This is a genomic window from Kordia antarctica (assembly GCF_009901525.1).
Taxonomy (GTDB): Bacteria; Bacteroidota; Bacteroidia; order Flavobacteriales; family Flavobacteriaceae; genus Kordia; species Kordia antarctica.
In genome coordinates this window covers 459394-475151 of sequence record NZ_CP019288.1, presented here as the reverse complement: position 1 = coordinate 475151, position 15758 = coordinate 459394, and the positions used below count along the sequence as shown (strand labels likewise).

The following is a 15758-nucleotide window of genomic DNA, read 5'->3' as shown; positions in this document are numbered from 1 at the left end:
TTTATGCAGTAAACAGAGCTTAGGAAACTAAAATTCAGAAAAATAGATTCGGTTTTAGTTTTCAATAGAAAAACTAAAAATACCTCTGGAAAAAGCGCACTTTCTTTTGTTTCTGTTTTCTTTGTGCGAGCAAAGAAAATGAAAATAATAAACTAAAAATGAACTATTTAGCAACTACTTTTCTTTTTAATATAAAAATATCTTTGTAATTGTTTCATGAAGAAGTTTACCTATTCATAAATTCAAAATACACTCTTTTTAAAATCAATCGCTCCAAAACACAGGGAATTAAGCACATTCATCACACAAAAAATAGTTATCTTTAAAAGATTTTTTGAAATAACATATTTATACCAAATGAATCACTAAATAAGTGTACAATACCTATGGGAAATAAAAAACTCAGCAGTTTAGACGATTTGGGAGGATTTGTATTCTCTACAGATGATGATTTTGAACTCGAAAACAATCAGGCAGAAGAAACGCTTTCATCGAAAGAACAATACTTAGAAGCACACTTTAGCAACAAAGGTCGTGGTGGAAAAGTAGTAACCGTTGTCAAAGGTTTTGTTGGCTTAGAAGAAGATTTGAAAATTTTAGCCAAACTACTAAAGGTAAAATGTGGCGTTGGCGGAAGCGTGAAAGACAACGAAATTATCATTCAAGGGAATTATAGAGATAAAATTGTTCAAATTCTACAAAAAGAAGGATACAATGTAAAACGTGTTGGCGGATAAATGAATCATCAAACACTACATATTCTCAATGGCGATACTTTAATTTCGCGACTTGAAGACATCGATATTCATGACGATCAATTGGTTTGGCGTGAAATGTTATGCGAAGGAAAAACTGTATATGATTTAAAATCGAAAGCGTTTAAAAACGAACGTCTCTCCTACTTACAGCAATTTAACGCAACAGAAGAAACGTATACAAGTTCATTCTTAATACCTTTATTAACTACAAATTACGCGAAATATACGTCCATAGTATTATGGTTTGAATATGATTTATTTTGTCATATAAATATGATTGCTGCTTTAAGTCATTTAAAACAATTGCATATAAAAGCTCCTATTTATTTAGTATGTAGCGGTTGGATAGAGCATGAACCCAATTTAAAAGGATTGGGAGAACTTACTGACAAACAACTAGAAACACAATACGACAATAGAATTGAGCTTACAAAAGAAGATATCCGACTCGCCGATGACTTATGGCGATTGTATTGCACAAACGATCATACAGACTTTAAAAAATACGTTACGGTAAAATCTTCTTTTCCGTATCTATCAAGCTGTATCAATGCGCATTTAAAAAGATTTCCTGCTGTATCAAACGGATTAAATGTCTTGGAAACACATCTTCTCAAAATCATTCAAAAAGAAAAGATAAAGAGTACCTTACAATTAACAGGTTACGTTTTGCAATATCAAGGATATTATGGGTTTGGAGATTTACAAATCCGAAAAATAATTGCTAAATTAGCTTCTTTCTTCGAAATAGAAAATGAACGATTAGTCTTAAATCGACAAGGACTTTTAGCAATGGATCATATGAAAAGCTTTTATGATCAACTTAAAGATGATACTATTTATGGCAATTGCAAAAAATATGAATATTGCTATCATCTATCAAAACAACTAATTACAAAACATGAGTAAAATAGCAGCATCTGAATTAATTATAAATCCTGACGGAAGTATTTACCACTTAAACCTTCTACCTGAAGACATTGCAACAACAATAATTACCGTTGGCGATCCTGATCGTGTGGCTTCTGTTAGTAAATATTTTGATTCAATCGAACTAAAAAAAGCAAAACGCGAATTTGTCACACATACAGGAATGCTGAACGGAAAACGTATTTCGGTACTTTCCACAGGAATCGGAACGGACAATATTGATATTGTTTTCAATGAATTGGATGCGCTTGTAAATGTAGATTTTAATTCGCGAGAAGTAAAAAAAGACTTCACACAGCTTGATATTATTCGCATTGGAACTTCTGGCTCTATTCAAACAGCTATTCCTGTTGATGCTTTTCTAATTAGCGAACTTGCTATTGGATTCGACAGTTTATTACACTTTTATGAGTGCGATCATGTATTGGATGAAGAAATGGCAGAAGCATTTGTAAAACAAACCAATTGGTCGCCCAAAAAATCTTTTCCATATGTTGTGAAAGCAAATCAGGAATTGATCGACCAATTTTCGTCGGAACAAACAGTTTTAGGTTTTACGGCGACAAATTGTGGATTTTACGGTCCGCAAAGTCGAAAAATACGATTAAACGTTCAAGATGAACAGCTAAATGAAAAGCTTGCAGCATTCAATCATAACAATAAAAAAATAACAAACTTAGAAATGGAAACTGCCGGAATTTACGGATTGGCAAACTTATTAGGACATCGTTCGCTGTCTATGAATGCAATCATTGCAAACCGACCACTTGGAGAATTCAGCAAAACGCCCAAAGAAACAGTTGATACATTGATTCAATATACCTTAGGGAAATTAGCATAATACAAAAGCATCAAATGAAAAAAATAAATATTGGTGGAGTTCCTGAACATTTTAACTTAGCTTGGTATCTTACACTTACAGAACGTGCTTACGAAAAAGAAGGAATCAGTTTGCGATGGAAAGATTATCCTGGCGGAACTGGTGCTATGTGTAAAGCACTTCGAAGTGAAAAAATTGACATTGCCGTTATTCTTACGGAAGGAATCATAAAAGATATCATTGATGGAAATCCTTCTAAAATAGTACAAACCTTTGTGCAATCGCCTTTAATTTGGGGAATTCACGTTGCCGCAGATTCAAAATACAAAACGATAGAAGATTTAAAAGGTACAGAAGCTGCCATTAGTCGATATGGTTCAGGTTCGCATCTAATGGCGTATATCAATGCTGAAAATAACGGTTGGGACACAGAAAACTTAGATTTTGAAGTCATTAATAACTTAGAAGGCGCCATTGATGGTTTAAATAAAGGAAAGGGTGATTACTTTATGTGGGAACATTTTACGACAAAACCACTCGTAGATCAAGGGATTTTTAGAAGAATTGCCGATTGTCCGACACCTTGGCCATGTTTTGTGATTGCTGTACGAACAGAATTGCTAGAAGAAGATGAAGAAACGGTGAAGACAATATTAGACATCATCAACGCAACAACTTCGGAATTTAAAGACATTCCAATGATCGATCAAACGATTGCAACACGCTACGAACAACAATTAGAAGATGTGCAAGAATGGTTATCATTAACAGAATGGAGTCAAGAACTCATAGATGAAGAAACCATTACTAAAGTGCAAAACAAACTGCTAAATTTAGATATTATTCCAGAAAAGTGGGATTATGATCAGCTTACGTACAAAATCTCCTAGAAAACATAGCATATTTCGACGAAGCGTTCTATCGAACGTTTTTTTAATGCGCACAATTTCTCTTCCAACTCAAGTATATCAACACATTAAGAATTTATACAAGTAAAAGCACCTGTTTTTTTAGGGGCTTTTTCCCCTTTTTAAAAAGGGATAAATGTCGACGAGTGGTGCTTTTGCCCCTATGAATCGACACAAAAGCACGATTTTATGTAAGTTAACGAGAAATTATACATGTAAACGATTAAATGATTTAATTAAGAGTTGGCGTATTACATTTGTTATCAGAAAGTAGTAAGGGCAAAACATTACTTTCTAGCTTAAACCAAACTAATTTATCAGATTATTAACATTACAACTACTATCATTATGAAAAAATCAATACTATTATTAGCAGCAGCAGGATTATTTTTAGCTTCTTGTGGATCTAACTGTATGGGAAAAGGCGTTAATTTCGCTGATACAGATGATGCTAAAGAAAACTACATCATGACTGCAACTGCAGAAGATGCTTCTTGTGTAGAAGTTTACTAAGAAAAACTATCCAATTATATATAAAAGGTTGTAACATTTAAAATGTTACAACCTTTTCTTATTTCTATTTTGATTGAAAGATTAAAGGATTCAATGACTAAAATTCTAAGCAAGTCTAAAAACGTCACTTCGAGTGGAATTTCGCAGAAATTTTGTATAGAGAAGTACTTTGAAAACAAATTAAACTACTAAAAAAATCTAAGCAAGTCTAAAAATCCAACAATCTAAGAAGTCTATTTTTCCGCTACATAGATTATTATGCGAAGTTAAATCAAGTTCAACTTGACGAAATGATATCGATAACTAACCTCAATACTCACTTCTCAATACTAAACTCTTTCTGATTACCACCGAATTCCTTCAATCCGTTTACTTACCAAATAATCATTACAGCGACTAAAATGTTTATTGTCAAACCAAAAACCTCTATTCGCGCTCAATGGCGATGGATGACCAGAAGTTAATACATAATGTTTCGTTGCATCCACCTTTGCTCCTTTCTTCTTGGCAAATCCGCCCCAAAGTAAGAATACTACATTTTCCTTTTTCTCGGAAATCATCTTAATCACAGCGTCTGTAAACGTTTCCCAACCTTGTTTTTGGTGACTTCCAGCTTCATGTGCACGAACTGTCAATGTTGCATTTAATAATAAAACGCCTTGTTTTGCCCAACGTTCTAAATTTCCACTTTCTGGTGGAGCAATTCCAATATCGCGTTTAAGCTCTTTAAAAATATTTTGTAACGATGGTGGATGCGAAATTCCGTCATTCACAGAAAAAGACAAACCATTTGCTTGTCCAACGCCGTGATATGGATCTTGTCCAATAATAACCACTTTCAATCTGTGAAATGGACACTGATCAAACGCAGCAAAAATAGCTGTGCCTTTCGGGAAGCATTGATTCTGTGTGTATTCAGACTTTACAAAAGTTAATAACTCTTTAAAATATGGTTTCTCAAATTCATCATTCAAATGAAACTTCCAGCTTTCGTCTATTTTTATAATCATGTTTAGTATAGTTACTCGTTGTGGATTTTGATAAAATTCGTCAATTCGAGTGAATTTTACGATTGAAAATGAGTAAAATTTGTATCGAGAATAGATTTTTTTACACTAAAATGGTTCTCGATACGATTTTTCGTGCCTCAAAATCACTCGAACTGACGCTTCATTATACTTTTGAATTAAAAATGCACAACTGGTTATAGTTTTATGTTCATTTCTTTGCTTTCCTAAAGGAAACGAACCAAAAGAAAACAAACTTTAACCAATAGCATTCTTTCTAGGCATCATTTCAAAATCAGCATATAAATAAGTACCTTTGGCATCGGCTTGAATCTGCGCTATAATGCAGATTAAAATTAGCTCAAATTTACAATGATTAAAATACATTCCAAAACATTAGATGATTTAGAATTTGAAACGGTTTTACAACAGGTTTCAACACATGCAGTTACCGCTTTCGGAAAGCAAAAAATCAGCGATACACAGCCTTTTGCAGATAAAGATGTATTGCTAAAACATTTGGCGTACGTAAACGAATACTTGGCATCTTTTGCGAACGAAAACGTGATTCCAAATCATGGTTTTGATGGAATTTCATTGGAAATTAAAATGTTAGCTATTGAAAATAGTTTCTTAGAGATTCAAGGATTTCGTAAGATTTCTGCAATTTCTAGCGCAGTAAACTTATTATTGAAGTTTTTCAAGAAATTTCAAGAATACTATCCAACATTACAATCGCGCGCAGAACAAATTGAATTCACCAAGGATTTAGTGACTCAAATTGATTCAGTGATCAATCGTTTTGGCGAAGTAAAAGATTCGGCGTCATCGAGTTTAGGACAAATACGACGTGGAATTTTAAGTATTCGCGGAAAAATAAATCAAAGTTTTGCTTCTGCCTTGAGCAGATACAATCAAGCAGATTATTTAGATGAAATTCGCGAAACTGTTGTTGACAATCGCAGAGTTTTAGCTGTAAAAGCCATGCATCGACGTAAAGTTAAAGGTGCAATAATGGGGAATTCCAAAACTGGAAGTATTGTCTATATTGAGCCAGAAATTACGCTGCAATATTCGCGTGAACTGACCAATTTAGAATATGAAGAAAAAGAAGAAGTTACCCGAATTTTAAAAGAACTCACCGATTATATTCGTCCGTTTGCGCCGCTTTTAGAACAATATCAAGATTTTCTGAGCGATTTAGATGTCGTTTATGCCAAAGCAAAATATGCCGCTTCTATGAATGCTATTTTGCCTGAAATCTCGGAAGAACGTACGTTATTACTGAAAGATGCGTATCATCCACTACTCTATTTAACGAATAAAGAACGAAAAGAAAAGACATATCCGCAAACTATTGAACTCAGAAGTGACAACAGAATTATTGTGATTTCTGGACCAAATGCAGGTGGAAAAAGTATTACGCTAAAAACGATTGGTTTATTGCAAGTCATGTTACAAAGTGGCATGTTAATTCCGGTGCACGAGCGTAGTAAAGTATGTTTGTTTGAACGAATTTTGACAGATATTGGAGATAATCAATCGATTGAAAATCATTTAAGTACGTATAGTTATCGCTTAAAGCAGATGAATTATTTCTTAAAACGATGCAACAATAAAACCTTGTTTCTAATTGATGAATTTGGAACTGGAAGTGATCCTGAATTAGGTGGCGCATTGGCAGAAACCTTCTTGGAAGTTTTTTACGAACGTGAAGCTTTTGGAATTATTACAACGCATTATTCCAACTTAAAATTACTGGCAAACGAATTGCCACACGCAACCAATGCAAATATGTTGTTTGACAATAAAACCTTAATGCCTGTTTACAAATTGGCGTTAGGACAAGCAGGAAGTTCGTTTACGTTTGAAGTTGCGCAGAAAAATGGAATTCCGTACAGTTTGATAAATAGAGCAAAGAAAAAAATTGAACGTGGAAAAGTTCGTTTTGATGCAACAATCGCGAAGTTGCAAAAAGAACGCAGCGCAATGGAAAAAACTTCCAAATTACTGAAAGAAGAAGAAATTAAAGCGCGCGAAGAAAACGAACGTTTGGATGCATTGAATTCGAAAACAAAAACGAAATTGGAAAGCTATCAACAATTGTACGATCATGACAAACGCATGATTCATTTGGGAAATAAAATCAACGAGATTTCCGAACAATATTTTGATACTAAGAAAAAACGTCCGTTGATCTCTGAATTTTTACGCATTGTAGAAACGGAGAATTCGAAACGTAAAAAGCAAACGGTTAAGGAGAAAAAAGAACATAAAGTCAAGCAACAAGTCGCTAAGAAAGAAGTAATTCAGAAAGTGGCTGTGATTCGTGAAGAGAAAAAAGTTGAGAAAAAGAAAGCTGCTAAAAAAGAAGCTTCCAAGCCAAAAGCAATCTTAAAAATTGGCGATCGCGTTCGAATGCTTGACGGAAAAGCCGTTGGAACGATTGATAGCCTAGAAAAAGGAAAAGCAACGGTAAATTACGGAATGTTTACGACGACGATTTCGGTGGAGCAATTGGAGTTGGTTCGGTAGTTTGTTAGTTTTCAGTTGTCGGTTTTCAGTTTTCAGTTGTTGGTCTGTTGAAGCTTCTCGAATTTCATTTCGACATTCAGTATTCTTTATTCGATATTCAATATTTTTTAAATCGCTTTGCTCTTTTGTTGATTTGTTTTTTTCGTTTGTTTGTTCATTTGTTGATGTGATTGATTGATTTTACAAAACGTCACTTCGAGTAATTTTCGAGAGAAAATTGTATCGAGAAGTCTTACTTTCAAGTTTCCTCGCTTTTCAATTTAAAATTCAACATTTATAATTTAAAATTCCCAAAGTCGTATCTTTACAAAAATCATTAAAACATCACAAAATGATTGAAACCTTACCAAAAGATAAAAAAATAGTATTGTTTGACGGCGTTTGCAATTTGTGCAATAGTTCTGTGAACAAAGTTATTTCGCATGATAAAAACGATGTGTTTCGCTTTGCTTCGTTACAGTCAGAACTTGGTGTAGCCATTCAGAATCATTTACAGATTGATACTGAGAATTTAGATTCTATTATTTTGTATGAACCTGGAAAAGCCTATTATCACAAATCTACAGCGGCTTTGAAAATTATGAATGAATTTGGTGGTTTTTGGAAATTGACACAAGCTTTTTACATTTTCCCAGAGTTTTTACGAAATGTAGTGTATAATTATATTGCGAAAAACCGTTACAAATGGTATGGAAAACAAGATAGTTGTATCATTCCTACAGCGGAGTTGAAGGCTAAGTTTTTAGACTAAATAGATACTTACTCTTCTTCTTGGTTTGGAAATTTTTCATGTAAATAGGCTTCAACATCAATATCCCAATCTTTTAAAACCTTAAAAGCTCTTTTTAAATAATTTTGAATATAACCTATTTCTTGAAATTGTAATAGAATAGTGATAGCTTCTGCAACATATTGAATTGATAACTTTTTATCAGCTTTAGCTGCTTGATAAAAAATTGCCATATTCATAAGCGTCATCCCAATGCCTGGTAAATAAGTCTGTGGGTTTGGTTCGGCTAATTCTCTATAAATTACTAACGCTTCTTGATACGATTGCTCCGCTTTTATATATTCATTTTGAGCACGTTGTAAAATTCCTAAATTATTTAAGGTTTCTGCTACATACGGCAGATATGTTTGTGGATTTAATTCGGCTAATTCTCTTCTAATCAATAACGCTTCTTGATAGGATTGTTCCGCTTTTGTATATTCATTTTGATCACTTTGTAAAACCGCTAAATTATTCAAAGTCATTCCTACGTCTGGTAAATAGGTTTGTGGATTTACTTCGGCTAATTCTCTATAAATTATTAACGCTTCTTGATACGATTTCCCCGCTTTTATATATTCATTTTGATAGTATTGTAAATTCCCCAAATTATTTAAAGTCATTCCAACATCTGGTAAATAGGTTTGTGGATTTAATTCGGCTAATTCTCTTTTAATCAATAAAGCTTTTTCATACGATTTCTCAGCTTTTTAAATTCATTTTGAGCTCGTTGTAAAACCCCTAAATTATTTAAGATCATTCCAACGTCTGGTAGATATGTCTGTGGGTTTACTTCGGCTAATTCTCTATAAATTATTAAAGCTTCTTCATACGATTTCTCAGCTTTTGTATATTCATTTTGATCGCTTTGTAAACTTCCCAAATTATTTAAGGTCGTTCCAACTTTTGGTAAATATGTTTGTGGATTTAATTTGGTTAATTCTCTTCTGATTAACAAAGCTTCTTGATACGATTTCTCAGCTTTTGCATGTTCATTTTGATCACTTTGTAAAACCCCTAAATTATTTAAGGTAGTTGCTTTTTCTGCTTTAGAAGTTACTTTGTCCAAGCATTTATAATAATATTTTTCTGCTTTTTTAAATTCATTTATAAATTGAAAATAATGAGCGACTTCAAAACAGTTTTCATAGCTCCCATGGAGATTTACTGCTTTCTCATAATTTTCTCCTGCTTCTTTGTAGTTATGTTTTACACGAAGCATTTGTGCTTTTAGCATACGTAATTTAGACTCTTGTTTTCTATTATTTGAAGTCTTTATCTCCTCTATTTCTAATTTATCATCCTCTAATTCATTTAAAGCTTTATCTATATTTCCTTTTGAGAACAATTTAAAAACTTGTTTATAAGTATCAGATTCTTTTACTAAATCTTCGGATTTATTTTTATCAATAATATTTTCAACTTCTTGCTCTAATCGATCTCTTTCTTTCTTTAATTCTTCAAGTTCTTGAGATAATTTCAATACTTCTTTATCTAATAAACCTTCAATTTTTACTTTGTCTTTTAATCGTTGTTGTAAATCGTTGATTTTTTCCTCAGTGTTAGATGTGTAAAGTTCAACGGTTGCTTCTTTCTTTCGTATTGCGTCATTTGATTGAATAACTGTTACGATATTTCCGTCTCCTGTAATATCAATAGATGCCTTCTTATTATCTTTCGATGAAAAGTCTAAAAATGTTCCTTTCAGTTTATCATTTCGCTCCAAAAAGAAAAGTATCAAACATAGTATGGTAATTATAAACAATACAATCGTTGTGGTTGTATTGGCTGTATCATTTTGTATTTTGAAATCTATGTCTAGTATTTTTCCAATAAATTCAAATGAGAATTTATTTAAACCAATTAAAGCAGAAAATGCAAACAGCGAAATTCTTGCATAGAAAAGTTTCGGGTTAAATACCAAACTAATTACAGTAACAAGAATTGTGACTACTAAAGAAAGTTTCCAATTTTGAACAAACAAGTACGCAATTATTCCACTAATAATTCCTATTCCGATAGAAATGAAAACCCAGTTTTTTGTCATAAATTTTATTCGCTTAAATTGTCATGCTTGTAAAATCTAATATACAAAATAATTAACAATCCAAATGCTACGGATTTCCGTAAACCTATACTACAAACATCTAAACTTATAAACCAGTAAACTCATAAACTTTCACCAACAATTCAAACCATTACAACCCAAAAAATAACAATTGGTACACTTTTCGCTAAGAATTTGATAAATAACTCGCTTTTAGCCGAATCGAAATACTATTTTTGTAATAATAAATAATGTAAACGAGACTCCGCTCTTCAGCGGAGTTAGTTCAACTTACAATTTTTAGTTCGCCTAAAAAGGCTTCTTAAAATTTGGTTTCACTAAAATAAAAAAACATGAAAAAACAAATACTTACTGCAATTATATTATTAGTAACAATTTCCGCTTTCGCACAGAAGAAAGAAAAAATTAAAGGAAATCGTGAAGTTACGACTGTTATTTACGAATTGGATTCATTTACAACCTTAGTCGTAAATGAAGAACTTGAAGTTACACTCATCAACGGTTCTACGCCGCAAGTAGAAATTAGTACAGACGAAAATTTACACGAAGTATTCAACGTCAATGTTGTTAATGGAACGCTTACTATTTCAACATCTAAAGAAATTAGAAGCAGTAAAAAGTTAGAGATTTTCGTGACAATTTCAGAAGATTTAGAACGAATTCATGCAGAAGGCGATGCAGAATTAAAGTCATTGACAACACTAAATATCAAGAAAGTTGAAATAAATGCTATGGGAAGTTCAAAACTGGATTTGAGAATAAAGTCAGATTCTTTGGCGATTAACGGCTACAGAAATTCGAAACATCAATATCAAATTAATACAAGAGAATTGATTGTAACAGCTTTTGAAGATTCAAAAATCAAAGCCAACGTAACTGCTACGAAAGTCACTTCGCAAGTTGAATTTGGAGAAGTGAAACTACAAGGACAAACAGACGTTTTGTATTTGGAAGTGAAGGAAAAAGGTGAATTTATTGCGCCAACTTTTAAAACAAGAGAAGTTAGTGTGACGTCAACCGAACAAGCAAAAGTGGTTGTAAATGTAACGGAGAAAATTACGATTGACGCGCATGACAATTCAGAAATTGAATTGTTAGGAAGTCCAGCTTCAATTATTATGTATAAATTTGAAGGAGAAGCGTTGTTGCGTAAAATTGACGAAAACAAGAAAGGTTTTTTGAAACGAATATTCTAGTAAATCGTCATAGCGAGTGAAACGAAGCTATCTGTTTCTTAAGTAACAGATTACTTCGTCGCAAACTTCCTCGTAATGACGTTTCAAAATCATAAAATTTACAAAATAGAACATGGGCACATTTTTAACCATTATCATTATTCTAACGGTTCTAGTTGTTGGCGGATTTACAATCTTGATTGCGTTTGTTATCAATAAATCAACAACTCAAAAAACGCAGGAATTTATTGAAAATGAGAAACAGGAAATGCGCGCCAATGTGGAGAAAAAACGAAAAGAATTGCATCCGCACAAAGCAGCATTGTATTCCCAAGTTACTGACGCAATGGTGTTTAATTACATAAAAGCGGTCACGTATAATAAATTATCAGGCGTTATTTTGAATGAAAAACACAAGCCTATTGTTTCCTTTGAACGTATTGAACGTGGTTTACACACCAAAGGTCATATGGGCGCAATGACTAAGAAACAAACGTTTTACTACGATTTTACAGACTTGGAAGCTACTTTTTATTGTGACGATATGCTGTTAGGTCGATTTGACAAAACAGGAACAATTTACGATGCAACTGACAAAGTTATTGGACACGCAAAACATCCAATGAAAGCTTCGTTTGATTTACAATTATTTACAAGTTCACAACATCGTTTGGGTGAAGATTTTTTTCCGCTTACGCTGAATAATAGACAATTGGCAACAATTAACGTTGCGCCAAATTATGATGATATTAAACATGTTTCATCTGTGAAAACAGTATTTGAAGAATTAGGTTTTGGAACGCCAATTATCACGCTAACTGATACACCAACTGCAGAAGAGGAAAATTGGTTAACAGCTTTTGCAATTTTTGAAACTGCTTTTCATGGACATTGGTTGATTCCTTGATTGAAAGATTAAAGGATTTAATAATTAAAGGATGGTATATTGTGAAACAATCATAAGTTAGAGAACAACTCACGATACGATTTTTTAGTTTAAAAGTTTATAGGTTTATAGGTTTATAGGTTTATGCAGTTAGGTAAATAATTCACATACCAACATTTCGACTGCGCTCAATGTTACATATATTAAAAGCACTTGTATTGAGCGGAGTCGAAATGAAGCGAGTCTAAAATAATCCTATTTGTCCATCACCCGCAATTGGTGGTTTTTCATCGGAATCATCATCGTCAGTTGAAGGTTTTTCACCGTTTTCTGCGCCTTTTACGGTTTCTTCATCTACAACTTCTATTTCTTCTGCAGGAACTTCAATTTCTTCTTCGTAGGGCAAAGATTCCAATACATTGATTTGACGCACTTTATCAGCAGTTAATTGATTTCCAAGTGCTTTGATTCCTTTTACAGAGATAAATTCTTCCAAATTCACTTCCATGTCAGGTTTTTGATCTTTTCCACGTTGCTTGTAAAAAACGATTTCCGCCATTGGTCGCCAATCCGTCATGACAATTTCTAGTTGCGATTTTGGATGATCGGTAATGAATTGTTCTACTTTCGATGAATTTTCTACCAAGAAACGTTTTATGTAATACCGTTCTTTTTCTCCATCAAAATAAATTGCTGAAATTGGTTTGTTCGGATTCCATTTTTCCATGACAATCATATCACTATCAAAATGCGCCGTCAATTCAGGTAAAATGGTTTTGAGTTCACCTTTTTGATTGATAATTAACAAACGATCTTCTCCTCTAAATTCGCCGATCAGTTCGCCTCTTCCATCAACATTTAAACGTTGCACCGTATCATCAAACCATATTTTACGTGGTTTTAAAGTAGAAACTCCTTTTTCTTTAAGTTCGATTCGTTTGATCGAATATTTCGTAACAATATTCCCTTTTACTGCTCTACCTTTAATACCTAAATCGGCAAAATCAATATCCCATTTTAACTTTTTAATGCTTCCCGCTTGACGTAAAAGTATCGTAACAACTTCTGCTTCTCCATTTGGATTTGCAGAAAAATACGTAGCCATGGAACCTTTTTTTCCTTGCGTTAAATCGTATTCTTTATCGCGTGTCACGCTTGTCACAGCAAAACGTTTTATATAACTCGCGCCACTTTTTCCATCACGATAAATCATGTTATAAATGGTACGTTTGTCTTTTTTCTTGAAGATGGCAATATGAATGATGTTTTTACCAATAAATGTTTTGGCATCTACTTTTGTGACTTGCATTTTTCCATCGCGTGTAAATACGATAATGTCATCAATATCAGCACAATCGGCTACATATTCATCTTTCTTTAAGGAAGTTCCGATGAAGCCTTCTTCCCTATTTACATAGAGTTTTGTGTTCCGAATGACAACTTTACTCGCGTCAACATCATCAAAGATTCTGATTTCTGTTTTACGCTCTCTTCCTTTTCCGTATTGAGTTTTTAATCGTGTAAAATAATCAATTGCATATGTAATTAGATTTGCCAAATGATGTCTTACTTCAGCAATAGAATCTTCTAAAGCATCAATTTTTTGTTGCGCTTTGTCAATATCAAATTTAGAAATCCGCTTGATTCGAATTTCGGTCAACCGAACAATATCTTCTTCCGTTACGGCACGTCTTAAATGTGTAATAAATGGCTTCAAACCTTCATCAATAGCGTTTATAACACCTTGCCAAGTTTCTTCTTCTTCTATTTCACGATAGATTCTGTTTTCGATGAAAATTCGTTCCAACGAAGCAAAATGCCATTGTTCTTGTAATTCTTCTAATTGAATTTCTAATTCCGATTTTAGCAATTCAACCGTATGATCTGTTGATCTGCGTAACATTTCTGAAACACCAATAAATAAAGGTCTATTCTCAGAAATGATACAACCTAATGGCGAAATAGAACTTTCACAATTCGTAAAAGCATATAATGCATCAATTGTTTTATCTGGAGAGAGATTACTCGGCAAATGCACCAATATTTCTACATCGGCAGCCGTGTTATCTTCAATCTTTTTGACTTTAATTTTTCCCTTGTCATTCGCCTTTAAAATCGATTCAATTAGTGACGATGTATTTGTTCCGAAAGGAATTTCAGTAATGACTAAAGTATTTTTGTCTAGTTGCGAAATTTTAGCACGCACACGCACTTTTCCGCCACGCAAACCGTCATTGTAATTGCTTGCGTCCATGATTCCCGATGTTGGGAAATCTGGCAGAATTACGAAACGTTTTCCCTGTAAATGCTTGATGGAAGCGTCAATGACTTCTAAAAAGTTATGTGGTAATATTTTGGTAGATAAACCAACCGCAATTCCTTCGGCACCTTGCGCTAAGAGTAACGGAAATTTTACGGGAAGATTTACAGGTTCGTTTTTACGTCCGTCATACGACAATTGCCATTCCGTAATTTTTGGGCTGTATACAACTTCTAATGCAAATTTTGATAAACGTGCTTCTATATAACGAGAAGCCGCCGCTCTGTCGCCGGTGAGAATGTTTCCCCAGTTTCCTTGCGTATCGATTAAGATATCTTTTTGACCAATTTGCACCATTGCATCCGCAATACTGGCATCTCCGTGTGGGTGATATTGCATGGTATGACCGACAATATTGGCAACTTTGCTGTAACGTCCATCATCCAAATCTTTCATTGAATGCATAATACGTCGCTGTACAGGTTTGAAACCATCTTCAATTGCCGGCACAGCTCTTTCTAAAATTACATAAGACGCATAGTCCAAAAACCAGTCTTTGTACATGCCTGTAACTTTGGTAATGGTTTCTTGCGCATTGTTTTCATGTTGCTGATTTTCAGCATGTAATTCTTCGTTATGTTCTTCCATTAAGAAATTTCGTTGTTATGCTTTATGACTTTATCTAAAGATTTTTTTAAGGCTCTCTTTTTTCCACTGCTTAGCAATGATATGTTGAAATGTACACGTTTGGTTTTGTTACTTCTCGATTTTACATAGACATATAAATAGGAAAATAAAATGTAGTTCTGTATTCGATATCGCTTTAGTTTTTCTTTTGGAAATTCCGCTCTATGTTCTCTGTAATTAATAAAATTTGAAATAAATAATCCTTTGTTAATGAACGTTAATACACTTCCGTCACTATCAAATTCAAAATACTTTGCTGAACTATAAATTATTCCTACAACAACCACAAATAGCACAGGAATACTGTACCAAATTTTTATTTGATTATGATCTTCTCGAAAAAAGAAAAAGTAAAGTATTACTAAAATACCTCCGATTCCCAAGAAAAAGTAGAGAAATGGTATCCACTTTTTCGATTTTGCGTTATCAAACCGCATACACC

Annotated in this window: 14 protein-coding genes; 9 read left to right on the top strand and 5 right to left on the bottom strand. The window is 33.3% G+C overall.

The features are described from left to right. The first annotated feature begins 386 nt into the window (after nucleotides 1-386). From IMCC3317_RS02090 to IMCC3317_RS02070, 5 genes are all read left to right on the top strand, one after another. Nucleotides 387-737 (top strand): translation initiation factor, encoded by a 351-nt coding sequence (locus IMCC3317_RS02090; RefSeq protein ID WP_160127853.1) that lies wholly within the window; start codon nucleotides 387-389, stop codon nucleotides 735-737. Further along, a complete protein-coding gene (locus IMCC3317_RS02085; protein WP_160127852.1) occupies nucleotides 738-1667 on the top strand; it encodes a DUF1835 domain-containing protein in 930 nt (309 codons plus the stop codon). After that, nucleotides 1660-2529, top strand: coding sequence for a nucleoside phosphorylase (locus IMCC3317_RS02080; protein ID WP_160127851.1), 870 nt, complete (start codon nucleotides 1660-1662; stop codon nucleotides 2527-2529). The genes IMCC3317_RS02085 and IMCC3317_RS02080 overlap by 8 nt, the downstream gene beginning before the upstream one ends. A 14-nt stretch (nucleotides 2530-2543) precedes the next feature. Beyond that, entirely contained in the window at nucleotides 2544-3398 is an 855-nt protein-coding gene (locus IMCC3317_RS02075; protein ID WP_160127850.1) for a substrate-binding domain-containing protein, read from the top strand. Nucleotides 3399-3764: 366 nt separating this feature from the next. Further along, nucleotides 3765-3929, top strand: a complete 165-nt coding sequence (locus IMCC3317_RS02070; RefSeq protein WP_160127849.1) for a hypothetical protein — start codon at nucleotides 3765-3767, stop codon at nucleotides 3927-3929. 344 nt (nucleotides 3930-4273) lie between these two features. On the opposite strand, the gene IMCC3317_RS02065 is transcribed toward IMCC3317_RS02070, so the two are convergent. Next, a complete protein-coding gene (locus IMCC3317_RS02065) occupies nucleotides 4274-4939 on the bottom strand; it encodes a uracil-DNA glycosylase (RefSeq protein ID WP_160127848.1) in 666 nt (221 codons plus the stop codon). 369 nt (nucleotides 4940-5308) lie between these two features. On the opposite strand from IMCC3317_RS02065, the gene IMCC3317_RS02060 reads away from it, so the two are divergent. Both IMCC3317_RS02060 and IMCC3317_RS02055 read left to right on the top strand, forming a co-directional pair. Then, complete coding sequence (locus tag IMCC3317_RS02060) at nucleotides 5309-7471, top strand: endonuclease MutS2 (RefSeq protein WP_160127847.1); 2163 nt, start codon at nucleotides 5309-5311, stop codon at nucleotides 7469-7471. Nucleotides 7472-7802: 331 nt separating this feature from the next. After that, nucleotides 7803-8222, top strand: coding sequence for a thiol-disulfide oxidoreductase DCC family protein (locus IMCC3317_RS02055; RefSeq protein ID WP_160127846.1), 420 nt, complete (start codon nucleotides 7803-7805; stop codon nucleotides 8220-8222). Nucleotides 8223-8230: 8 nt separating this feature from the next. On the opposite strand, the gene IMCC3317_RS02050 is transcribed toward IMCC3317_RS02055, so the two are convergent. After that, nucleotides 8231-8920, bottom strand: a complete 690-nt coding sequence (locus tag IMCC3317_RS02050; protein WP_160127845.1) for a tetratricopeptide repeat protein — start codon at nucleotides 8918-8920, stop codon at nucleotides 8231-8233. Beyond that, complete coding sequence (locus IMCC3317_RS02045; RefSeq protein ID WP_160127844.1) at nucleotides 8917-10287, bottom strand: tetratricopeptide repeat protein; 1371 nt, start codon at nucleotides 10285-10287, stop codon at nucleotides 8917-8919. The genes IMCC3317_RS02050 and IMCC3317_RS02045 overlap by 4 nt, the downstream gene beginning before the upstream one ends. 353 nt (nucleotides 10288-10640) lie before the next feature. Here IMCC3317_RS02045 and IMCC3317_RS02040 point away from each other — a divergent pair, with 353 nt between their 5' ends. Both IMCC3317_RS02040 and IMCC3317_RS02035 read left to right on the top strand, forming a co-directional pair. Continuing rightward, nucleotides 10641-11504, top strand: coding sequence for a GIN domain-containing protein (locus IMCC3317_RS02040; RefSeq protein WP_160127843.1), 864 nt, complete (start codon nucleotides 10641-10643; stop codon nucleotides 11502-11504). Between the two features lie 112 nt (nucleotides 11505-11616). Next, the gene (locus tag IMCC3317_RS02035; protein WP_160127842.1) at nucleotides 11617-12390 is read left to right on the top strand and encodes a hypothetical protein; all 774 of its coding nucleotides are present in this window, start codon (nucleotides 11617-11619) and stop codon (nucleotides 12388-12390) included. Between the two features lie 223 nt (nucleotides 12391-12613). Here IMCC3317_RS02035 and IMCC3317_RS02030 read toward each other — a convergent pair whose 3' ends face one another. Together IMCC3317_RS02030 and IMCC3317_RS02025 are read right to left on the bottom strand one after the other, a co-directional pair. After that, nucleotides 12614-15277, bottom strand: a complete 2664-nt coding sequence (locus IMCC3317_RS02030; protein WP_160127841.1) for a DNA gyrase/topoisomerase IV subunit A — start codon at nucleotides 15275-15277, stop codon at nucleotides 12614-12616. Then, nucleotides 15277-15753 carry a hypothetical protein gene (locus IMCC3317_RS02025; RefSeq protein WP_160127840.1) on the bottom strand — a complete coding sequence of 159 codons (477 nt, stop codon included), beginning with the start codon at nucleotides 15751-15753 and terminating at the stop codon, nucleotides 15277-15279. The genes IMCC3317_RS02030 and IMCC3317_RS02025 overlap by 1 nt, the downstream gene beginning before the upstream one ends. Between the last annotated feature and the right edge of the window lie 5 nt (nucleotides 15754-15758).